This window comes from Mycobacterium sp. 852002-30065_SCH5024008 (assembly GCF_001665645.1).
In the GTDB taxonomy this organism is placed as follows: Bacteria; Actinomycetota; Actinomycetes; order Mycobacteriales; family Mycobacteriaceae; genus Mycobacterium; species Mycobacterium paraffinicum.
Genome location: NZ_LZSZ01000140.1, coordinates 1 through 20,816 on the forward strand (window position 1 = coordinate 1; position 20,816 = coordinate 20,816).

At 66.4% G+C, this 20,816-nt stretch carries 19 protein-coding genes; 3 read left to right on the plus strand and 16 right to left on the minus strand.

Features of this window, described 5'->3' with window-relative positions; translation table 11 throughout:
- The 5 genes from A5781_RS17570 to A5781_RS17590 all read right to left on the minus strand — a co-directional run.
- A partial coding sequence (locus tag A5781_RS17570; RefSeq protein WP_197503888.1) for a CoA transferase occupies positions 1 to 1,003 on the minus strand: 1,003 nt, incomplete at its 3' end.
- 19 nt (positions 1,004 to 1,022) lie between these two features.
- Entirely contained in the window at positions 1,023 to 1,991 is a 969-nt protein-coding gene (locus A5781_RS17575; protein WP_067208961.1) for an enoyl-CoA hydratase/isomerase family protein, read from the minus strand.
- Positions 1,992 to 2,021: 30 nt separating this feature from the next.
- Complete coding sequence (locus tag A5781_RS17580) at positions 2,022 to 2,870, minus strand: mycofactocin-coupled SDR family oxidoreductase (RefSeq protein ID WP_067208964.1); 849 nt, start codon at positions 2,868 to 2,870, stop codon at positions 2,022 to 2,024.
- Positions 2,870 to 4,072: a cytochrome P450 gene (locus A5781_RS17585; RefSeq protein ID WP_067208967.1), complete on the minus strand. Its 1,203-nt coding sequence runs from the start codon at positions 4,070 to 4,072 to the stop codon at positions 2,870 to 2,872. The genes A5781_RS17580 and A5781_RS17585 overlap by 1 nt, the downstream gene beginning before the upstream one ends.
- 251 nt (positions 4,073 to 4,323) lie before the next feature.
- On the minus strand, positions 4,324 to 5,001 hold the full coding sequence (locus A5781_RS17590; protein WP_067208971.1) for a TetR/AcrR family transcriptional regulator: 678 nt from the start codon (positions 4,999 to 5,001) through the stop codon (positions 4,324 to 4,326).
- Positions 5,002 to 5,264: 263 nt separating this feature from the next.
- Here A5781_RS17590 and A5781_RS17595 point away from each other — a divergent pair, with 263 nt between their 5' ends.
- Positions 5,265 to 5,828, plus strand: a complete 564-nt coding sequence (locus tag A5781_RS17595; RefSeq protein WP_067208975.1) for a preprotein translocase subunit SecD — start codon at positions 5,265 to 5,267, stop codon at positions 5,826 to 5,828.
- A gap of 121 nt (positions 5,829 to 5,949) precedes the next feature.
- Here the strand turns inward: A5781_RS17595 and A5781_RS25155 are convergent, their stop codons facing one another.
- The 3 genes from A5781_RS25155 to A5781_RS17605 all read right to left on the minus strand — a co-directional run bounded on the left by A5781_RS25155 (position 5,950) and on the right by A5781_RS17605 (position 9,160).
- The gene (locus tag A5781_RS25155; RefSeq protein WP_082939407.1) at positions 5,950 to 6,198 is read right to left on the minus strand and encodes a hypothetical protein; all 249 of its coding nucleotides are present in this window, start codon (positions 6,196 to 6,198) and stop codon (positions 5,950 to 5,952) included.
- 117 nt (positions 6,199 to 6,315) lie between these two features.
- The gene (locus A5781_RS17600; RefSeq protein WP_067208978.1) at positions 6,316 to 7,548 is read right to left on the minus strand and encodes an FAD-dependent oxidoreductase; all 1,233 of its coding nucleotides are present in this window, start codon (positions 7,546 to 7,548) and stop codon (positions 6,316 to 6,318) included.
- Positions 7,541 to 9,160 carry an arylsulfatase gene (locus tag A5781_RS17605; protein WP_067208982.1) on the minus strand — a complete coding sequence of 540 codons (1,620 nt, stop codon included), beginning with the start codon at positions 9,158 to 9,160 and terminating at the stop codon, positions 7,541 to 7,543. The genes A5781_RS17600 and A5781_RS17605 overlap by 8 nt, the downstream gene beginning before the upstream one ends.
- 116 nt (positions 9,161 to 9,276) lie before the next feature.
- Between A5781_RS17605 and A5781_RS17610 the strand changes: the two genes are divergently transcribed.
- Positions 9,277 to 10,296, plus strand: coding sequence for a nitronate monooxygenase family protein (locus A5781_RS17610; protein WP_067208985.1), 1,020 nt, complete (start codon positions 9,277 to 9,279; stop codon positions 10,294 to 10,296).
- A gap of 5 nt (positions 10,297 to 10,301) precedes the next feature.
- Here the strand turns inward: A5781_RS17610 and A5781_RS17615 are convergent, their stop codons facing one another.
- The 4 genes from A5781_RS17615 to A5781_RS17630 form a co-directional block, all read right to left on the minus strand.
- Complete coding sequence (locus A5781_RS17615; RefSeq protein ID WP_067208989.1) at positions 10,302 to 11,120, minus strand: class I SAM-dependent methyltransferase; 819 nt, start codon at positions 11,118 to 11,120, stop codon at positions 10,302 to 10,304.
- Between the two features lie 3 nt (positions 11,121 to 11,123).
- Positions 11,124 to 12,392 carry an amidohydrolase family protein gene (locus A5781_RS17620; protein ID WP_067208992.1) on the minus strand — a complete coding sequence of 423 codons (1,269 nt, stop codon included), beginning with the start codon at positions 12,390 to 12,392 and terminating at the stop codon, positions 11,124 to 11,126.
- Between the two features lie 115 nt (positions 12,393 to 12,507).
- On the minus strand, positions 12,508 to 13,281 hold the full coding sequence (locus A5781_RS17625; protein WP_067208995.1) for a class II aldolase/adducin family protein: 774 nt from the start codon (positions 13,279 to 13,281) through the stop codon (positions 12,508 to 12,510).
- Positions 13,282 to 13,283: 2 nt separating this feature from the next.
- Positions 13,284 to 14,876, minus strand: coding sequence for a class I adenylate-forming enzyme family protein (locus A5781_RS17630; protein ID WP_067208998.1), 1,593 nt, complete (start codon positions 14,874 to 14,876; stop codon positions 13,284 to 13,286).
- 927 nt (positions 14,877 to 15,803) lie between these two features.
- Between A5781_RS17630 and A5781_RS17635 the strand changes: the two genes are divergently transcribed.
- Positions 15,804 to 16,163: an SHOCT domain-containing protein gene (locus tag A5781_RS17635; protein WP_067209001.1), complete on the plus strand. Its 360-nt coding sequence runs from the start codon at positions 15,804 to 15,806 to the stop codon at positions 16,161 to 16,163.
- Here the strand turns inward: A5781_RS17635 and A5781_RS17640 are convergent.
- From A5781_RS17640 to A5781_RS17655, 4 genes are all read right to left on the minus strand, one after another.
- Complete coding sequence (locus tag A5781_RS17640; RefSeq protein WP_067209004.1) at positions 16,140 to 16,661, minus strand: hypothetical protein; 522 nt, start codon at positions 16,659 to 16,661, stop codon at positions 16,140 to 16,142. The genes A5781_RS17635 and A5781_RS17640 overlap by 24 nt on opposite strands.
- Positions 16,654 to 18,018, minus strand: coding sequence for a molybdopterin-dependent oxidoreductase (locus A5781_RS17645; RefSeq protein WP_082939408.1), 1,365 nt, complete (start codon positions 18,016 to 18,018; stop codon positions 16,654 to 16,656). The genes A5781_RS17640 and A5781_RS17645 overlap by 8 nt, the downstream gene beginning before the upstream one ends.
- A gap of 72 nt (positions 18,019 to 18,090) precedes the next feature.
- Positions 18,091 to 19,485, minus strand: coding sequence for a fatty acid desaturase (locus A5781_RS17650; RefSeq protein WP_369817752.1), 1,395 nt, complete (start codon positions 19,483 to 19,485; stop codon positions 18,091 to 18,093).
- Positions 19,486 to 19,513: 28 nt separating this feature from the next.
- On the minus strand, positions 19,514 to 20,611 hold the full coding sequence (locus A5781_RS17655; RefSeq protein ID WP_067209018.1) for a ferredoxin reductase: 1,098 nt from the start codon (positions 20,609 to 20,611) through the stop codon (positions 19,514 to 19,516).
- Positions 20,612 to 20,816: the final 205 nt, after the last annotated feature.

A 20,816-nucleotide genomic window follows, 5' to 3' on the forward strand; every position in this document is an offset into this window, starting at 1 on the left:
GCCGCACCCGCTGGAAGAAGCCCCGGTGCCGGTACTGCGGCGAATCATGCAGGTCCGCGGCGCCGTTCACCGGCACCAGCGGCACACCCAGGCGCTGGGCTCGATCGGACGCTTCTTCCTTGGCAAGGTCCCGGATCCAACCGGCGAAGCCCCGCTGGAACACGGCCACCTTCTCCGGGGTGACGGAAAACTCCAGCCAGTCGTCGTCGAACGCATCCAGCCACTCCGGGTGGCCCATGAGTTCTTTCAGGCCGAGCCAGTGGGCGCGGCTGGTCATGTACAGGTAGACGAAACCGTCGGCGCATGCGAAAAACGCTGCCGGACCCGCCTGGTCGTAGTCGCTGCGGCGGCCTTCGGCGGTCACCTCACCGGTGATGAACCGGCCGATGATGCAGTCGGCGCGGGAGGCCAGCACGGCGTGTTCGGAGATGTCGATGGAATCGCCGTGGCCGCTGTGCAGACGCCCGAAGAGCGCCGACGCCACGCACAGCGCGGCATCCAGTCCCGCTTCGTAGTCGGCCAGGAACCGGCCGGGTCCCTGCAGTGGCGGCTTGGCGGGGTCGGGGTGGCTGGGCGTGTGGTATCCCCAACCGCTGGCGTGGAACACGTTGATGCTCTTGGCATTGCCGAACTCGGCGGGCGCGTTCTGGCCGAACGGTGTGATCGAACACAACACCACGTCCGGGTGCAGCCGCGCCCAGCCGGTGTCGCCGTCGTCGATGACCGCGTCCGCGGTGCCGATGAGCCGGTGGACGGCCTCGACGCCGTCATCCGAACCGAGATCCAGCACGACGGACTGCTTGTTGGTGTTGAGGTACGCGAACAGCCCGCTGCCGTCGGGGCCGTCGGCGACGATGGGAGCCATCGCCCGCGTCGGGCTGCCGGACTCCGGCGCCTCGACCTTGAGGATCTCGGCGCCGAAGTCGGCCAACAACTTTCCGCAGTACTCCCCCGCCACAGACCCGGCCAGCTCGACGACCCGGAAACCCGTCAGCGCCGACATGCGAGCTCTCCCAAAGCGGTCAGGGCTTCGCGCGTCCCGAGCGGCTCAGGCGCCACTCCGGCGGGAAGTTCAGGTCATTGTCCTTCACCACGTTGTTGAGGCCCTTCTCGAAGGTGCCCGCGGTCAGGTCCACTTCCTCCGCGTCGTTTTGAATCATCGGCAGCATCCCCTCGACCATGCCGGTGAGCAGGCTGCCGAAGTATTCACCCTTGTGCTGCTTGTAGAGCTCCAGGAAGGTCTTCTGCACCGCGACGGTGTCGGTCGGGCGGGAACGCGAGCAAGCCATCGCGTACTTCAGCGTCTCTTCTTCCAGCTTCTCGCGCGGCACCACGCTGTTGACGAAGCCGCACTCGTACATCTCCTTGGCGCTGAACGGCCTTCCGGTGAAGAGCATTTCGGAGAACTTGCGCAGGCCCATCGTCTCGGCCCACCACCACAGGCGCGGTCCCCAACCCACGTAGCGAAACGCCGGGTGGCCGAAGAGGGCGTCGTCGGAAGAGACCACCAGGTCGGCGTCGCCGGCCTGGTAGAAGTGCCAGCCGTAGCAGTAGCCCTTGGCCTCGATGATGCTGATCTTGCGCAGCTCCTGCAGCGGGCGGTTTCCCGCGCGGGCCTTGGCGTAGAAGTCGGTGACGGTCGACAGGTAGCGATACGATCCGCCGGGCGGGTACTTGACGTCGTCATCGTTGATGGCCAGCTCGTGCAGCAGCGGCATGCCGGGGTTCTCCAGCATTCCCCGCTGCTCGGGCAGGTCGCCACCACTTCCGAAATCATCTCCCTCGCCACGGATCACGACGACCTTGACGTCGTCGTCCACGTTGCACTTGTGGATCAGGTCGGCGTAGTTCTGCCGCATACCCAAGGTGGTGGAGTTGAGCTCCTCGGGGCGGTTGAAGGTGATGTAGGCGATCCGATTCTTCTTGTCCTTCTCGAACTTGATGTACTGCTCGGCTTCCTTTTTCATTTCTTCGTAGTCGTATTCAGGCATAATCTTCTCCAACTTCTCTTGAACTAGCGCCTATTTGAGCAAGCTGCCCGCGTCGACGGGAAGCGAAACGCCGGTGACATAACGAGATTCGTCAGAGGCGAGGAACAGGACCGCGTTGCTGATGTCCACGGCGTCCACCCAGGGCACCGGCAGGGTGTGCATCATCTGGGATATGGGGGCGAAGTCGTCGGGGCCCGGATTTTCCAGGTCCGGGCGAAACAGCCGGAATGTGTTGTCGTTCATCACCATCGTGGTGCTCACCTGGGTGGGTAGCACGGCGTTGACGCGGATCATGTGCTGGCCCAGCTCGACGGCGAATGCACGCATCAGGCCGATGACGCCGTGCTTGGCGGCGATGTAGTGGCCGGTGTTCGGGTAGGCTTTGCGCCCGCCGACCGAGCTGGTGAGCACGATCGATCCGCCGCGACCACCCGCAAGTAGGTGTGGGACGCCCGCTTTGACCGTATGCCAGACGCCGCTCAGGTTGATGTCGATCATGTCCTGCCAGACGTTCTCCCGGATCTTGTGCAGCTTCCGGCCGTCGGTACCCACGCCCGCGTTCGCGACGATGATGTCGAGCCGCCCGAGTTGTTCCACACCGGCGTCCACGGCGGATTTCAGCGCGTCGTAGTCGCGGACGTCTACCTGCGCGGTGACGATGCGACGATCCTGAGCTTTGACCAAGTCGGCCGTCTCGGCGAGGTCCTCCGGCGTCGAGTGCGGATAAGCCAGGTTCTCGATCGGTCCGCAGACGTCGATCGCGACGATGTCGGCGCCCTCTTGCGCCAAGCGCACCGCGTGGCTGCGGCCCTGACCGCGGGCGGCGCCGCTGACGAACGCGACTTTTCCCTCTACCCGGCCCTCGACGCGGCCGGTCATTAGGGCACCACGGTGGGCAGGGTTTCCCAGCCCCGCACCGACGACGTCGGGCTGAGCGTGGCGTTGGCCAGATCAGGCTCCCACTCCGGGAACCGCTTGAGGATCTCCTCGAGGGCGACACGGCCTTCCAGCCGGGCCAGCGCCGAACCCAAGCAGAAGTGGGCGCCGACGCTGAACGTGAGGTGCGGCCGGGCGGCGCGATGAATGTTGAATTCGCCGGCGTCGGGCCCAAACTGTCGCTCGTCGCGGCAGGCCGCCCCAATCAGCATCAGCATCACGCTGCCTTCCGGCACCGTCTGGCCATAGAGGCTGACGTCGCGAGTCACATAGCGTGCCATGTGCGGCGCGGGAGGCTCGAAGCGCAGCAGCTCCTCGATTGCCTGCGGGATGAGTCCGGGGTTCTCGACGAGCTCGCGACGCTGGTCGGGGTGCTCCGCGAGAACTTTGCCCGCCCAACCGATAAGCCGCGTTGTCGTTTCGTTTCCCGCGCCGGCCACCACGTTGAGGTAGACCAGGATCTCCTCGCGCCTCAGTCGCCGCGTCGTGCCGGTCTCGTCGACGAACTCGGCGTTCAGCAGCTCGGTCATGATGTCGTCGGACGGATTGTCGGCACGCCAGTCGATATAGGCCTCGAACTGCTCGCCTACTGACAAGCCGTGCTCGGCGGCACTCATCGGCTTGCCGGGCTCGGTGCGTAGTTGGGCATTGCCGCGATCGCGGATGTACTCCTGATCTTCTTCGGGAATCCCGAGCAGTGCGCTGATGACCTTCATCGGCATGATCGCGCCCAGGTCGGAGACGAAGTCGAACCGCCCCGACCCCACCAGTGGGTCCAGCGATTGCGCGCAGAACTCGCGGATCATCGGCTCCAACGCCGCGATCTTGCGGGGGGTGAACATGCGCGACAGCAGCTTGCGGTGCACGTCGTGGATCGGCGGGTCTTCGAAGATCAACATGCCTGAGGGGATCTCGAGGTTGGCCTTGATCAGTTCCATGATCACGCCCCGAGCGGAGCTGTAAGTGCCGTAGTCGATGATTGCCTTGTTTACATCGGCGAATCGGCTCAGCGCGTAGAAGTCGTATTCGGAGTTGTAGTAAAGCGGCGCCTCGTCACGAAGGCGCTTGAACATGGGATATGGGTCGGCAATCAGCTCGACGTCATATGGGTCGAAACGAACATGGCTATCCGTGCTCGCCGTCACGAAATCCCTCCTACTGCAGACATTTCCGGGTACCCATACCCCCTGCAACAGAGCCGGCGCGGCCGGTCTGTCAACGCCGGATCGGGCTCGGCCAATTTATACACTCCGCTTAATTGCATTGTTCGCAGTTGCTCACGGGTTTTGGCTGAAGCGACCCGCGAACGTGGCCCTACTCTATTCTCGTAGAGAACCATACAGCGGGTGCCCTGGCAAGAGCCAGAGCCACGCACGCCGTGTCCGGCCCCGCACGCTCACCCGGATCCGCCGCGGCGCGCTGGTGGCACGCCGTCGCTCCGTGTCAGGCGCCCCTTGTTCGGACTCTTGAGAATCCCCGCCGCAATCGCGGACAAGATCCCATCCAACTGCTCCGCGGTATCGATGAGCCGGTCGCCATGGGCGAGCCGCTGCAACAGGCCGTTGATGAACGTCAGAGTGACGTTGCTGAGATCCTCGACCACCGCCGGTTCCAGGTCTGCGCCGTGCGGCATCAGTTGCACGAGGATCTCCCGGTGCAGCTTGGTGAACTCGTCTGTGGCCTGCTGCAAGATCGCGGCGAGCGACGGGTCGCGAGTGGCTTGCATCGTCAGCTCGTATCGGGCTTTGGTCCGCGACAACTGCGGGTCGCTTGCGGCCTGAATGACCACCTGCGACAACCGTGAGGGTGAGGCATCGTTTTTCCGATCGGCCGAGCTGTCCGCCACCGATTGCAGCTCGGCGAGGTCGAGCTCGGCCAACCGCTCGGCCACGGCGCGCAGCAGCGCCGAGCGGGTGCGGAAGTAGAACGACGTGGTGCCGTCGGGCACGCCGGCTTTGCGGTCGACTTTGAGGTGGCTCAATCCCTTGGCCCCGTCGTCGGCCAACAACTGAATCGCCACATCGCACAAGTCGCGGCGGCGCTCCCCGGGATTAGGTTTTCGGCGTTTGTCCATGGCGATCCGTCTCGGACCGAGACCTTACTCTATATTCGTAGTGTCGGTAAAGGGCCGATGTGATCGCCCATGACGGCGGGCCGGTGGGCCACCAAGCGGGGTCTTTCCCCGCCCCGCACGAAAACGTCCGCGACGCAACGACTATCAGACAACGGCGTGACGGCGTGTGTTCGACTGGAACAATGGGTCGGATGATTGGACGTCGGAGTGATCAGACAGAGGGCGTGGTGAGGCATCGCTGCGCGCGCCGCCGCGGGCGCGTCATGGCCGCCTGGCTCGCGTGCGCCGGCCTGTTCGGGGCGCTGCTCTGCGGCTGCCACCCGACGCGGCATCAGGCCGCACCCACCACGTCGACCACCACTGCCCCGGCGCCCACCACAACCGCATTGCCCGCGCCGATTGTGAAGATTGCGCCGCTGCCCGTCCGGCCGGTGACGAAGTCTCAGCCGACCACCCCGGAGAAGTGCCCGGCCACCGATCACGTGGTGGCACCGACCGATGCGCTCACCACCTGTGATGTCGGGCGGACCACCTTGTACATGCTGGGTCCGGAGAGCATGCAGCTCGGATTGATACACGTCGACCCACCGAAGTCACTGGCCGCGGGTTTCTACGACGTGACCCTGACCCTGGACCCGCCGTCGGCAACCGCATGGGCGTCCTACACCGCCTCGCACCTGAAGGACCACGTGGCCTTCATCCGCGACAATCTCGTTCTGGAGGCCCCGATCATCGAGGACCAGGTCGGCTCCGGGCGGATCGCACTGACCACCCAAACGGCCGAGGGGGCAGCACAATTGGCCCAGCTGGCCAGCCGGTCCTCATGACATGAGCACGAGGCTGGACTGGTTCGGCATCGGCATGCTCAGCGTATTCGGGCTTCGCCAGTAGAACTCGTCGGAATCACGGCGACGCCGCGCGGCAAGCGTGCATCAAATTGTGCGCAGATCAGGTGCAGGGAACACCGTGCGGGCCACCAACCCAATGCCCGGGCGGCGCCTGCCAGGGACAAATCTGCTTGACCTGCCCAGGCGGCAGCGGATTCCAGTGACCATTGTCGACCACGTGCGGACCCGGCGGAACTGGCGGCGGCCACGGTCCGGGGTGGGCCTGTGCCATCCCGGTTCCGAGGCCCAGTGCCGCCGCGCTCAATGCACCGGTGACGATGGCCTTACCTGCGAGTTTCTTGAGATTCATGACTGGCCTCCTGTCGGTCCATGGCTCGCCAGAGGCGGCGTCCGCACTGCGGAGACAGAACCAATTTCACGACCTTCGAAAAATTTTCACAAGTAGGTTACCCTCGCCCGCGAAATATCAAACCGCCTCCCGCGGCGTACGGCGCGCGAATGCCGGCGCATGCTCGGGCCGCACGCCGACGCCGACAAAGTAGGCCGGCACGGCCGACAGCCACGGCAGCCGCTTCATCAGGCCGAGCAGCGCCGCGGGCGGCGTGGGGTCCGCGCCGCGCAACAACGGCCCGAGCAACATGTGGTGCAGCACCTGCTGCACGAGTTGGGTCACCACCGTCGGGAACACGCGGCGGCGGTGCACCGCGGCGAGCTCGCGGTCACCGACCCGGTGTTGTCGCAGCGGTTCGGCCAGTACGGTCGCGGCCGCGACCGCATCCTGGATCGCCAGGTTGATGCCGACCCCGCCCAGCGGCGACATCGCGTGCGCCGCATCCCCGATGCACAGCAGCCCGTCGGTATGCCAGCGCCGCAGCCGATTCACGTGCACGTCCAGATGTTTGACGTCGTCCATGGATTGCAGCGCCGCGACCGACTCGGGCATGTCCGGTAGCAACTCTTCCACGTCGCGCCGGAACGCCTCTATGCCGCGCGCCCGCAGCTGGGCGTCGGTGCCCTTCGGCCCGAGGTAGGCGATCTGGAAGTAACCCTCCCGCGGGATCACGGCGAGCCCCTTGCCCGGACCGAGGCGGGGCAAAAAGGAGTATTCGGTGTCTTCCTTGTGCGGCAACCGAAACCACCACACGTCAAACCTCACCGGGTATTCGCGCGCCTTCAGTCCGGCCTCGTGCCGAACGACCGACCAGCGGCCGTCGCAGGCAACGGTCAACTCGGCCCGCAATTCACCCGGACCCTCGGGCCCGCGGTAGCGCACACCGGCAACCCTGCTGCCCTCCCACAGGAGCCCGGTGACTTCGGTGTTCATCCGCAGCGAGAAGCTCGGCTCCTCCTGTGCCGCACCGGCGAGGAGCTTGAGCAAGTCCCACTGCGGCACCATCGCGACAAAGGGGTGGGGCTGGCGCAACCGCTCGAAGTCGACGTAGGTCACCGACTGCCCGTTAGATTCGAGTTTCGCGGTGCGGACCTCGGTAAAAGGCAAGGCCGCGAACGGTTCCCACAGGCCCAGTTCGTCGAGCAACCGCATGGTGGTCGGGTGGACCGTGTCGCCGCGGAAGTCCCGCAGGAAGTCACCGTGCTTCTCCATCAGGGTGACTTGGACACCCGCCCGCGCCAGGAGCAGCCCCAGGACCATTCCGGCCGGGCCGCCACCGACGATCGCACACGAGGTTGTCTCAGCCATCAGACTCAGCCTCAAACTCCACGTCGAACACCGAGACGGGATCGAGGATCACGCCGTTTTCCTCGACGTAGCGGTCCCACAACGTCAGCAGTTCGGCCAGCTTGTCTGGGTGCGAGCCGGCGAGGTCGTGAATCTCACCCGGATCGGTAGCGAGGTCGTAGAGCTGCCAGCTGCCCGGACCGTATGGTGCGGGCAGGTACAGCGCCTTCCAGTCCCCCTGGCGAATCGCGCGACGGCCGAACAACTCCCAGCCCGTGCCGGTCTCGGCGGCATGCACGGCCTCCGCGCCGCCCGACAGATACGGCACCATGGAGCGGCCGCGCATCGGTGCCACCTCACGCCCGCGATAGGCGGCGCCGGGATGCGCCGCCCCCGCCAGTTCCAGCACCGTCGGGGCGATGTCCATGACGGTGCTGAACGCGGTCCCGACCTCTCGTTGCCGGTGAAAACCGGGCCAGGTGACGAAGCCGACCACCCGGATGCCGCCCTCGGTGGTGAACGCCTTGTGCAGCCGCGACGGCGCGGTGGCCGCTTGCGCCCACCGCGGTCCGTACCAGATGAACGAGGAGGGCCGGCCGAGGTTGTCGACGCTATTGTCGCAATGCTTTTCGATCTGCGCGGCGATACGCGCACCGTGCAGCGGCATCGCTTCAACGATGGCACCTTCGGCACCGTTGTCGGACAGGAAGATAACGACGGTGTCGTCGAGTTCCCCGCTGTCCGAAAGGTATTCGATCACCCTGCCGATATTCCAGTCCATCCGGTCAACCATCCCGGCGTAGACCTCCATGCTGCGGGCAGACACCGCACGCTGTTCGTCGGTCATGTCGGCCCACTCCGGGGCGTCGTCGGCGACGACCGGATGCGCCTCGACGTCCGGCGGGCACAAGCCCAGCCGCTTGAGGGCCGCCAGTCGCTCCTCGCGGAGCGCGTCCGGACCGCCGTCGTAGCGGCCACGGTATTTCGCGATGGATTCGTCCGGCGCCTGCAGCGGCCAGTGCGGTGCCTGGAAGGGCAGATACGCGAAGAAGGGCCGGTCCTCGCCGGGTGCCCGTTCGCGCAGGTACTGCAACAGCTTGTCGGTGTAGAAGTCCGACGAGTAGAAGTCGTCCCCGACCGTGACGAACTGGTCATCCTCGGTGTAAAGCGTTGGAATGGGCGAGAAGCCGCCGGCCGCTCGACCCCCGTAATGGCTGGCCCCCGCCGGCAGCAAGGCAAACGAGCGCTCGAACCCGCGCGCCCACGGCGATGTCTCGATGGTCGCGCCCAGGTGCCACTTGCCCGACATGAGCGTCAGGTATCCGGCGTCGCGCAGCAGCTCGGGCAACGCCACGACCCGATCGTTCAGATAACCCTCATAGCCGGGTGCGCCGCGGAACGCCGGCCCGGCGACCTCCAGCATGGTGCCGATTCCGGCGACGTGGTGGTCCGTTCCCGTCAGCAGCATCGCCCGGGTGGGCGAGCAGGCGGGCGCGGAGTGGAAATCGGTGAACCGGATCCCCGCGTGGGCGAGCCGATCGATATTGGGTGTCTCGATTTCGCCGCCGAACGCGCCGATATCGGAAAACCCGAGGTCGTCCGCCACGATCACGAGGAAGTTGGGCCTGTTCACGCTGAAGCATCCTGCCAGGTCCCGCTCCAGGGCGGAATGCCGCCGCGACGGCAGTCGTTATTGTCGAGGCGGCGATCTCCGCGCCTGCGACACTGCGACACCGGAAGGGCTTTGAGATGCTGCCACAGTTCGGAATGTCCATTCCGCTGGTCGCCGCCCCGATGGCGGGCGGCCCGACCACCCCCGCGATGGTGTCGGCCGCGACTCGCGCGGGCGGCCTGGGCATCCTCGCCGCCGGCTACAAGACCGTGGAGGCCGTCGAGGCCGAGCTCAAACAGGTCCGCTCCGAGGGAATCCCGTTCGGTATCAACGTATTTGCGCCCAATCCCCTACCGGTTGACCCCGAGGCCTACCGGGCCTATGCCGCTATCGTTCAGCGCGACGCCGACCAGTTCGGAGTGACGCTGCCCCCGGAGCCCGTCGAGGACACCGACAAGTTCGACGAGAAGATCGCGCTGCTGCTCGACGACCCGGTTCCGATGGTGTCGTTCACCTTCGGCATCCCGTCGGACAGCGTGATCGCGGCGCTGCGCAAGGCGGGCAGCGTCGTGGTGCAGACGGTGACCACGCCCGAGGAGGCGGCGCAGGCGCGCGACGCCGGGGTGGACATGCTCGCCGTTCAGGGGGTGGCCGCCGGCGGTCACTCGGGCACGCTCTCGCCGCGGAAGCCACTGATGCCGGTGCCGATCGCCGAGCTGGTCGAACTGATCGTCGCGACGGTGCCGCTGCCGGTGATCGCCGCCGGCGGGCTCGCCACCCCAGGCGCGGTTGCCGAGGTGATCCACGCGGGGGCCGCCGCGGCCGCGGTCGGGACGGTCCTGCTGCGCGCCGACGAAAGCGGCGCCTCGGCCACGCACACGGCCGCCCTGACCGATCCCGCCTACAGCGAAACGGTGCTCACACACGCCTTCACCGGCCGCCCCGCCCGCGGGCTGCGCAACTCGTTCATCGATGCCCACGAGGCCCAGGCGCCGCTGGGCTATCCCGCCATCCACTACCTCACCAGCCCGCTGCGCAAAGCCGCAGCCGCGGCGGGCAAGCCCGACTACGTCCACCTGTGGGCGGGCACCGGATACCGCAGCGCCACCGCCGAACCGACATCCGACATCTTGCGGCGGCTGTCTTCCGACCTGTGACGCCATTAGAACTCGAAGCGGCTCAGCACGTCATAATTGCCACCGGGCGATGCGCAGGTCAGCTTGTACATCCACCGCACCGCCGTCGATTCGATTTCCCGGTAGCCCGCCAGCGCGGGCGCCTGCTCGACCAACCGCAGCCTCGGGTTCCACGTCTGTAGCACCCGCGCGTCGCGGATGCCCCACTTGATGATCCCCCTGGTGAAAAGCTTCGACAGCAGCGGCGCCAGAGCGGAGAGCGTGTCGAATTGCATTTCGCCGCAATCGAATCGATCGGTGAGCCGCTGCAGCAACACGCGGACCTGCTGCTCGGTCAGATACATCAGCAGGCCCTCGGCGACCACCAACGTGGGCCGCCCGGTCGGGATCTGCTCCAGCCACTTCGCATCGGTCACCGACGAGCCGATCATCCGGTAGGACTCCGTGTCGTCGTAGAGTCGCCGCCGCAGCTCGATGACACCGGGTTGGTCGATGTCGAACCACGAAACCGAATGCGGCACGGCGAGCCGGAAGGCGCGCCCATCGAGGCCGCAACCCAGGTGCAGGACCACCGCGTCGGGGTGACGCCGCAAGAAGTCCGCGCACCAGTCATCGAGCGCTTTTGCCCGCAACGCGACCAGGTATTGGTTCGACACCGGCAGCGAGCTGCGATGGATCCTCTTGAAGTCGTAGTCGATCCGGTCCACCGCCTCCGCGGCCGCCTTGTCACCCAAAATTGGTCGGCGGGAACGGCTTTCGTAGGCGCGCAGGTACAGCGTGACGAGGTTCGTCCACTCCACCGAGCCCCAGCGGACAGAGCTGAAGTCGGCTTTGGCCGTAGTCATGGCTCAGAACGCCTCGGGATCGCGCTGCACTTCTTCCGGAACCGGGTGGCGGTACAGGCGGGATGCGTTCTCCCAACTGAACTTGCGGATCACATCCTGAGGCAGGTCGCCGATTTGCTCGTGGATGGTCTGCTGGGTGTGGGGCCAGGTGGAGTCGCAATGCGGGTAGTCGGCTTCCAGCATGATGTTGTCCACGCCGATCCGGTCGCGCTGCACGAACGACGATTTGTCCTCCACCGCGCAGAACCAGAAATTTCGCGTAAAAACCTCGGCGGGAGTCAGGCTTTCGCCCAGCGCCTGCCACGTGCCGTACATCGCGTGATAGCTGAGCATGTGGTCGAGGCGGTCCAGCAGGCCGGCGACCCAGCCTATTCCGCCTTCCGACAAACAGATCTTCAGGTTGGGGAATCTGCTGGGCAGCCCGGAATACAGCCAGTCGACCGCCGCCGAGATGGCGTAGGCGAAAAACAACACGCCCTGCACGTCCGGCGGCGCGTCCTCGGTGGTGGACGGCGAAGACCCCGACGAGCCGATGTGCAGGTTCACCACGGTCTCCGTCTCGGCGCACGCCGCCATCATCGGGTCCCAATGCCCGGAGTGAATGCTCGGCAATCCCAGCATCGCCGGGTTCTCGCTGAACGTGACGGCGTGGAACCCACGCTCGGCGTTCTCGTAGATCATCCGCGCGCCGAGCTCGGGGTCCAGCAACCACGGCAACTGGCACGCAATGATGCGCTCGGGATACGAGCCCGCCCACACCTCGAGGTGCCAATCGTTCCATGCGCGCACCGAGGCCAGCGCCAGGTCGCGGTCGTTGGTCACCTGCTGCAACCGCTGGCCGGCGAACCCCGGCAAGAAGGACGGGAAATTGAGCGAGGCGTAGATGCCGTTGAGGTCCATGTCCTTGACGCGCTCGTGGATATCCCAGGCGCCCCTGCGCATTTCGTCGAATCGGACCGGCTCGAAGCCGTACTCCGCCACCGGTCGGCCGACCACCGCGTTGAACCCGACGTTGGGCAGTTCCCGGCCGTCGTAAACCCAGGACTGTCCCCCGCTCCCGGTCTCCACGACCCTGGGTGCGCGGTCGGCAAATTTGCGTGGCAGCCGTCCGGTGAAGGTGTCCGGCGGCTCGACGATGTGGTCGTCGACCGAGATCACCGTGTAGCGCCGGGGCGCCCGCGGTGGGTCCGGCAGGAAGGTGACCGAGCGTTGCTCGCCCGTTTTCGCGGTGGTGAAGCTCAGGTCCCCGGCCAGCTCGTCGATCGATTTCACTCGTAATCTCCTTGCGGGACGGCGCGGTTGAGTGTGCGGTGGCGGCTTTCAGTGTGCGGTGGCGGCGGTGGCTGTCGGCGTGTCGCCGCCATGGGTGCACACTCGCCGGTGCGGTTCACGTGAGCACATCGGCATCGGCCTTGATGGTCATCCTGGCCGCTCCCGCCCAGTACACGTCGGCCGCGCGCTCGACGAGCGACCGCTGCATGCCCGCCATGTCCGCCCAGTTCATGGCCACCGGCTGGATGCCGGTGAGCAGCACGTCGTAGGCCAGCTTGCATACCCGCTCGATCGACGCCGCTCGGTAGACGGCCTCGGGCAGGTTGCGGCCGGTGGCGATGACGCCGTGGTTGGCCAGGATGGTCAGGTTCGCGGGCCCGATGCGGGCCGCCAGTTCGGCCGCGCGGGCGGGGCTGTCGATCTCGCCGTCGTAGGTGTCCACCAGGCACATGTCATCGAGGAACAGCGAACCGGTCTGGTGCACCAATTCGGGCAGCCTGCCCAGCGCGGCGAGCACGCACACGTAGTAGGGGTGATTGTGGATGACCACCCGGGCGTCGTCGCGAACGCGGTGCAGCTCGGTGTGGATGTGGATGGCGGGAGTGACATCCCAACGGCCGCGCAACACTTGCGCGTCGGCGTCGACCACGCAGATGTCGGACGCGGTGATCTCCTGCCACCACAGGCCCCACGGATTGACGAGCATCTCGGTCTGTCCGTCCGGCTGCCAGGTGATGTGTCCCGCCATGTTCTCGGCGAATCCGATGCCGGCCAGGTGGCGGAAGGCCACGGCGAGCGCCTGCTCGTCGGACAGCTCGACCCCGATCGGGGGAACCACCGACGGCGCCCAGACCTCGAGGCCGCCCCGACGCGCGTTAGGAGCATTCATCATCAAGTCTCCGTTCTGGCTCGAATATCCTCGCGGAGCCGGCCTTTGGCAACCTTCCCGCCGGACGATCGTGGCAGCTCGTCGACCACGATGAGCCGTTCGGGCAGTAGCTCCTTGGATACCCCCAGCGCCAACAGGTGTTCGACGAGCTCGGGCAGGTCCAGGGTGGCGGCGTCGACGAGTTCGGCGTAGAGGCAGACCTTTTCGCCGAAGACCGGATCGGGCATCGCGACGGCCGCCGCCACCCCGATGGCGGGGTGGGTCGTGACGGCGTCCTCGACCTGGGTCGCGCTGATATTCTTGCCGCCGCGCAGGATGAAGTCGGAGGTTCGCCCGGTGACGGTCAGATAGCCGTCCGCGTCGATTTCGCAGATGTCGCCCATGCGCATCCAGCCGTCGCGGGTGAACAGTTTGTCGTGGTCGGTCCCGCCGAGGTAGCCGAGGCTGGTCGCCGGGCCGCGGCATGCGGGCTGGCCCCGTCCCGTCGCGGTGACGTCCCGTTCCCCGTCGAAGAGCCGGACGGCCATCTCGGGGACGATCCGGCCTCCGGTGCGCAGCCGGCGTTCGCGTGAGTCGTCCATCGTGGTCGCGCTGAGCATCCCGGTTTCGTTCGAGCCGTAGAACTGCAGAATCGTGGCGCCGGTGAGCTCCTCGAACTCGACGGCCGGCCGGTATGGCAGCGCCTCGCCGCCGGTGAACACGACGCGCAGCGAACTCAGGTCGTAGCCGCGGGTGGCGGGATCCGCCATCAGCATGGTCAATTGCGTGCTGACACAACACAACACGCTGACCTTGTGCCGGGATATCGCCTCGCAGGTCGCCCTCGCACCGAACCGTTCCAGGATCACCGCGGTGGCGCCGAGATAGATCGGCGTGGTGTGGCTGGTCCATAGCCCGAAGCCGAACGGCGTCGGTATGACGGGCAGGATCGTGTCCTCCGGCGTCAACCGCCCGTTGGCGACGGCCTTCTGGTGGAAGTAGTACCAACGATTCTGGGTGTGCACCACGCACTTGGGCAGGCCGGTGGTCCCTGAGGTGGAGTTGATGAGGAAGACATCGTCGGGGCCGAGTCGGGACTCGCCGGTCAGCACCTTGGGCGGTACCGGAACGTTCAGTCGAGGCCTGCCGGCGTCAACGGTCAAGACCAGGGTGGGCAGCGAAAGCTCGTCGGCGACAGTCGCGGATTCCCTGCCGCGCTGCTGATCGCTGATCAGGATCTGCGGCTGCGAGCTGCGCAGGATCGCCGTGACCTCACGGCTGCCGGCGCGCGCGCCGACGCCGACGACGACGGCCCCGCACCGCTCGATCGCCACGAACAGCACGTGGAGGGCGGCGGAGTCGCCGTGCCACACCGCCACCCGATCGCCGGGTGCCACTCCCGCACCGGCCAGCTGTTCGGCAACATCGGTTGCGGCACTGTCGAATTGGCTCCAGGTCAGCGACGTCCCCGGATGATCGACGTAGGCGAGACGATCCGGCGACTGTTCGGCGTTGCGGCGCACCGCGTCCGACAGTGTCGTGTCAGACCAGAAGCCGGCGGCACGAAACCGGGCCGAGTCCTCGTCGGTGAACGCCGGCGAGGACTCGGACTCCATGGCCAGATCATAGGAAAGCCGCGAACGGCGCTGTCAGCAAGTCGGGTCGTTGCCTTCGCGGCCCCGGCTGCTAGGGATTCTGTGGGCCCAGACCTGGAGCGGGGCGCTGTGGATCGACGGCGATGGCGGGAGGGCGGGGACGCGGCGGCGGGTGGCAGTGCTGAACACATCCGCAGTTCAAGCCGATGATGCAGCCACCCCCGCCAACAGGCTGAACGGGCAAGGCGCCCCCACCCGGCGCCGGCGCCGGCGTCGCGCTGGAAGAAGGAGGGCTCGCAGCCTTAGCGTTCGTGTCCCCGGGCGACCACGCGAACGCCACGACGAGTGCCGCAACGACACCACACAACCCCGCCACGGGCCGGGCTTGTCGCTTGTTCACAATTCCGCAGTGTAGTTACTCGCCGCGGGCCACGCATTTGCGCGGCCGGACTGGGGATTCGACGGCGCCGAGGCGGGAGGTGCGTGCTGGGGATCGCCGGCGCCGTCCGGAGGACGTGGGTGCGGCGGCGATTGGCAGTGTTGAACACATCCGCAGTTGAGTCCGATGAAGCAGGGAGAGCTGGGCGGTCCGCCCCGGAAGGCACTGTCGTGGGTCGATGAGGATGGGGACGGCGCAACGGTTTTGGTCATTGCAGTCGTTGCGGTGACGTCGAACGGCGTGAAAACCAGTGCGGCCAGGCAGGCGCTCACCGCCGCCGTCCGGGCTTGTCCATTCCCCACGCCTCCCCATCGTAGTTATTCGCTGCGCGATGCGCAGGACACGCGCGGACTTGAAAGAACAATCCAAGAAGTCGCCAAGAATCCTCCAAGGACGGCCACCGACGGTGAAGTCGCCCGGCGCGCTTTGGGATCGGTAGCGCCACGGGTGATTTGCACTTGCCCCACCACCGCTGCGACCCGCAGCGACCTATACGGAGGTTATAGCGGATGAAAAGCAAGGTCGTCGTGCTACTGGCCGGCGGGATGCTCGCGCTAGTGCTGCTGACGCGCTACTTCGCGCTGAGCCGGGCCGGCGTGCCGTTGGGGTGGATGCTCTACCTCGGCCTGCCGATCACCGGCGCCGGCGTGCTGTTCGCCCTGCGGCTCATCGGCCTGGGCGAGGGGTGGAGCACCAAGGGCGCCACACTGCAGCACAACGGCGGCATCCACGCTCACCCGGCCGCGCTCCCGCTCTCCGAACCGCCGCTTTCCGAGCGCCTCAAGCAGCTGGAGGACCTGCACGCCAGGGGCGCGATCTCCGACACCGAGTACAGCGCCCGGCGCCTACACATCATCGCCAGCATGTAGGTCGGCCGCGTCGGTCCGCCGGCGCGCCGTTGCCGCGCGGACCGCGTAGATCGCGGCGCTGACCCCGAACATCGCCGCCGTCAGCAACAGCCAGCGCCCCAGAAAGGGGTCCTGCGTCTGACCGGTCGCGGCCGAATAGGTGGCGCCGCCCTGCTTGATGATGCCCGGAAGGAACACCAGCAGCGCCAGGCCCGCGCCCAGCGCTGGCACCCGGATGTAATTGATCACCCGCACGGGCGGTGCTGCGAGCCGGCCGACGGTCCCCGACAGCAGCCGGTCGAGAAACGCATAGATGGGGAACAACACCAGGTCGTGGGCGACGATGGCCGCGGCGAACCACACGATGATCGACTGCCACCACACCTGTGGGTTCCACAGCGTGACCGGTTTGATCATGACCACCACGTAGCCCAGGAGCGCAAACCCGGCGATCAGGGTCAGCAGATGCCACGGGTAGGACCCGTAGACCCTTGCGAAACCCCTTCGGGCACTACGCATTTGCGGCCGCCTGGAAGGCTATCGACTCCACCCATTTGGTGTTGTGCACCCCGGGCATCGCCGGCACGATGATGCGCGCCGGGAAGCCATGGTCCGGCGACAGGTCGGCGCCGTTGACGCGCAACGCCAGCAGCGCATCGGGGTGCAGCACCTGGCTCCCTTGCAGTGTCGCGCGGCCGAATGCGCCGGAGCGCTCCAGCGACGCGACATGCGCCGAGGCCGGCGCGGGAACGCCGGCGAGCCGGGCCAGGTCCGCCAACCGCACCCCGGCCCAGGTTTGGGTGGTCGACCAGCCTTCCACGCAGGCGATCGGCAGGACGGCGGTGCGCTGCGGCATGGCCAGCAGCGCGGTGCGGTCCAGTACCACGGGGCGAGGACCGCCGGTCACGGTGAGCCGCCAGCGCTCGCCGGTGTTCTCGGCGGAAATTCCGGCGACTACCGCGGTTCGGTTGATCTCGAAGTCGTTGGGCCCATCGCCACGGGTGCGCCCCCGCGGCAGCAGCAGCGCGGCGGGCCGCGTGTAGCCGCCCAGCGTCTGGCCCGCGGTGATGACCGCCAGGAACAGCGCGCCGCCGCCCACCAGCGCCAGGGCGCCGCGGCGGCTCACCGTCGCGGGGTGCGGGTCCGCGGCGACCAGCCCGTCCGGCTCCCACGCCTGGGCGGTGGTGTCCGCAGGCCCGGTGCGCAGGACGTCGCGCGGTGAGATCGAGCGCAGGCCGGACCACATGGCCGGGATCTTGATCGTGATATGCACGACGAACCCGGCGATGAACACCCACGCGCCGAAGTAATGCGCGGTGTAGAAACTGAACCCGAAGATATAGTCGTACTGGATGTTCAGCACGCCCGTCACGATCTCGAACAGGACGCCCCCGACCAGCATCAGCAGCGAAACCCGTTCCAGCAGTTGAGCTATCGATCGGGCCGGCGGCCATGCGAACAGCCTCGGTATCACCGACCACAGCTTGGCCAGCACCACCGGGATCAGGATCAGCCCGAGCCCGACGTGCAGTCCTTGGGTCAGCCGATACAGCCATGAGGGGTTGGTAGGCCAATCGAACGTCGGCAGCTTCAGCCACCCGACGTCCCCCGGGATGGCTTGGCCGAACCGCGGCCCATAGGCGACATACGACAGCAGGCCGGTGATGATGACGATGGGCAGCGTGACCAGCAGCACCGAACCGAACACGGACGTCAGCCAAGGACCCCGGAGCGGGCTGCGCCACCGTTGTGCCTGCCTGACACCCGGCGGCGGGTGCTCGTCCAGCAGGCGCCACAACCGCGCGGGAAACCCGTAACCTCCGGCATCGGCCGTCGGCCCGGTGTCATCGATATCGGATCTGCGGATGCGGGGCATCATCGATGATCATCCACGACCGGCGGACGGAAATGGTTCAGATTCGGAGTCTGTTCACACTCGGCGGCCGGGTCAGTCCTTGCCCCGCGGCGGTGGCTCAACCTCGACGCCCGTGGAGTCGTGTTCGGGTCCCGCGGCCGGGTGTTCGGCCGGGACGCGATCGCGGAACCGGGCGCTTTCGCTGGGCCGCTCGGGATCGGGCCGATGCACGTTGCCGTGGTAGGGCCCCGGCTTCGGTCGGGGCTTTCCACCCGGGAAAGCCAGGCGGAATATGCTGCGGTGCACCGTCCCCCACTGCTTCGAGAAACGGCCGGAGTTGTACGGCAGCTCGTAGCGCTCGCAGATGTCTTTGACCTGCGGCGCGATCTCCGAGTATCGACTACTCGGCATGTCCGGGTAGAGGTGGTGCTCGACCTGGTAACCGAGATTGCCGCTGATGAGGTGGAACAGCGGGCCGCCATCGATGTTCGCGGCGCCGAGCAATTGGCGTACATACCAACCACCGCGGGTTTCGTTCTCGACTTCTTCCTGCGTGAACGTGTACGTCTGGTCCGGGAAGTGGCCGCAGAAGATGATGGCGTGCGCCCAGACGTTGCGGATGACGTTGGCCAGCGCGTCGGCGGTCAGGGTGCGCAGGTAGGTGCTTTCGACGCCGGGCGCGACTTTGTCGAGGAAGTTCGCCGCCTTGGCGGCCCTGCCCTTGTTGGAAACCCGACGGATCCTCCTGCCGATGCGGGACTGCGCCGGCTGTTCGAGCCGGCCGCGCAACGCCAGTTGGGTGAGGGCGAACGCCCCGGCACTGATGGCCGGCCACCCGAGGTAGTCCTTATAGATCTGCGCGCGCGCCTTCACGCCGATGCCCCGCAGGTCCTTGCGCACCTCCGACCACGGCTTCTCGCGTTTGCGTATCGCGTCTATGTCCAGGTCGTGGACGGCCACACCCCACTCGAACAGCAGCGTCAGCAGCAGGTTGTAGATCGGTTGGCCCAGGTAGCGCGGAGCCCACTTCTGGTTGGGGTCGATTCGCATGATCTCGTAGCCGAGATCCTTGTCCTTGCCGAGAATGTTCGTGAACGTGTGGTGGATGTAGTTGTGGGAGTGCTTCCACGACTCGGCGGTCGACGCCGTGTCCCAGTCCCAGACCGAGGAGTGGATGTCGGGATCGTTCATCCAATCCCATTGACCGTGCATCACGTTGTGGCCGATCTCCATGTTCTCCAGAATCTTGGCCATGGAGAGACAGGCGGTGCCCAGCAGCCACGCGGTCTTCGATCGCGAAGCCAGCAACAGCACCCGGCCGGCCACGACGATCTGACGTTGTGCCGAGATGACGTTCTTGATGTAGCGCCGGTCGCGGTCGCCGAGATCGGCGAACACGTCGTCGTGGATCGCGTCGAATTCCTTCGCGAGTTTTTCGAGTTCTTGTTCCCCAAGTCGGGACAGCGGGCTCTCCCCGGCCCTCTTCACGGCAGTTGTCACAAGCCGCTCCTTTCGATCAGAGTTCGAGTTCGACGTCGCCCTCGGCGGTATTGATGCAGATTCGGACGTCCTGTCCGGTCGGTTCGATCACGTCGCCCGAGCGCAGGTCGCGGAGCTTGCCTGACTTCAACGTGCCGACACAGGTGTGGCAGATGCCGATCCGGCAGCCGAATGCGAGGTTGAGACCGGCCTTCTCACCCGCCTCGAGAATCGATGTGCCGCCGTCACATTCGACTTCCTTGTCGCTGTCGAGGAAGCACACCGTGCCGCCCTCGCCGGCGTTCGCGTCGCCGCCTATCTTCGGTTGGAACCGCTCGAAGTGCAGGCGTTCGCGATCCCCGTTTTCTTCCCAGTGCTCGATCAGGGCGTCGAGCATTTCGCCGGGACCCGAACAGAACGCCTCGCGCTCTCGCCAGTCGGGGCACAGGTCATTGAGGTCCTCGGGTGTCAGCCGCCCCTGCTCGGAGGTGAGGCGCAGATCCAGCCGCATCCCGTCGTGGCGGCCGGCGAGCTCGTCGAGCGCGTCGGCGAACATGGTCTGCTCGCGGGTGCGCGCGGAGTGAATGACCACCACGTCGCCCAACTCGTTGCTGCTATCGAGGCTGCGCAGCATGCTGATGATCGGCGTGATGCCGCTGCCGGCGCTGATGAACAGCATCTTGTCCGGCACGGGCTCGGGCAGCGTGAAGACCCCCTCGATCTCGCCGAGCCGCACCAGATCGCCGGGCTGAATTTTGTGCACGAGATACGGCGACACCGCGCCGCCGTCGACCCTCTTGGGCGTGACGCTGATGAGTCCGTCTTTGGGCGAGGGATCCGACGTCAGCGAGTACGCGCGCCAGTGGTAGACGCCGTCGATGACGACGCCGAGGCGCACATACTGACCGGGCTTGTGGCCCGGCCACTCGTATCCCGGGCGGATCAGAATGCTGGCCGCTTCCGAGCCCTGCTGCTCGATGGCTTCGACCTTCCCGCGCAGCTCTTTGGTGGTCCACAGCGGATTGATCATCTCGAGGTAGTCGTCCGGCTGGAGCGGGCTGAACAAGCGCCGCACCGCCCGCAGGAACAATCGTCGTCCCCGTGGGACCTGGGGCTCGGCGCCTCGTTCAGCCATGCCGATAGAGTACACAGTTGTACACTCACTTTAAACGTCCGTATTGAATTGCCTTGTAGCGCATTGTTCAACAGGCACTCAATGGCAATAGAAAGAACGCATAGCTGTTCACTGCTCGTGATCGCGGCCCGGCCGGGGCTGACGCCATGCGTAAGTGTGACGTGCCCGGACTGCGCCCTGCCCAAACATTTGTTCAGAGAATTCT

Bases quoted from the DNA above. Each gene is read 5' to 3' on its own strand.
- A5781_RS17575 (WP_067208961.1), bottom strand. From the start codon at position 1,991: ATGCCTGAATACGACTACGAAGAAATGAAAAAGGAAGCCGAGCAGTAC.
- A5781_RS17580 (WP_067208964.1), bottom strand. From the start codon at position 2,870: ATGACCGGCCGCGTCGAGGGCCGGGTAGAGGGAAAAGTCGCGTTCGTC.
- A5781_RS17590 (WP_067208971.1), bottom strand. From the start codon at position 5,001: ATGGACAAACGCCGAAAACCTAATCCCGGGGAGCGCCGCCGCGACTTG.
- A5781_RS17595 (WP_067208975.1), top strand. From the start codon at position 5,265: ATGGCCGCCTGGCTCGCGTGCGCCGGCCTGTTCGGGGCGCTGCTCTGC.
- A5781_RS25155 (WP_082939407.1), bottom strand. From the start codon at position 6,198: ATGAATCTCAAGAAACTCGCAGGTAAGGCCATCGTCACCGGTGCATTG.
- A5781_RS17600 (WP_067208978.1), bottom strand. From the start codon at position 7,548: ATGGCTGAGACAACCTCGTGTGCGATCGTCGGTGGCGGCCCGGCCGGA.
- A5781_RS17610 (WP_067208985.1), top strand. From the start codon at position 9,277: ATGCTGCCACAGTTCGGAATGTCCATTCCGCTGGTCGCCGCCCCGATG.
- A5781_RS17615 (WP_067208989.1), bottom strand. From the start codon at position 11,120: ATGACTACGGCCAAAGCCGACTTCAGCTCTGTCCGCTGGGGCTCGGTG.
- A5781_RS17625 (WP_067208995.1), bottom strand. From the start codon at position 13,281: ATGAATGCTCCTAACGCGCGTCGGGGCGGCCTCGAGGTCTGGGCGCCG.
- A5781_RS17630 (WP_067208998.1), bottom strand. From the start codon at position 14,876: ATGGAGTCCGAGTCCTCGCCGGCGTTCACCGACGAGGACTCGGCCCGG.
- A5781_RS17635 (WP_067209001.1), top strand. From the start codon at position 15,804: ATGAAAAGCAAGGTCGTCGTGCTACTGGCCGGCGGGATGCTCGCGCTA.
- A5781_RS17640 (WP_067209004.1), bottom strand. From the start codon at position 16,661: ATGCGTAGTGCCCGAAGGGGTTTCGCAAGGGTCTACGGGTCCTACCCG.
- A5781_RS17645 (WP_082939408.1), bottom strand. From the start codon at position 18,018: ATGCCCCGCATCCGCAGATCCGATATCGATGACACCGGGCCGACGGCC.
- A5781_RS17655 (WP_067209018.1), bottom strand. From the start codon at position 20,611: ATGGCTGAACGAGGCGCCGAGCCCCAGGTCCCACGGGGACGACGATTG.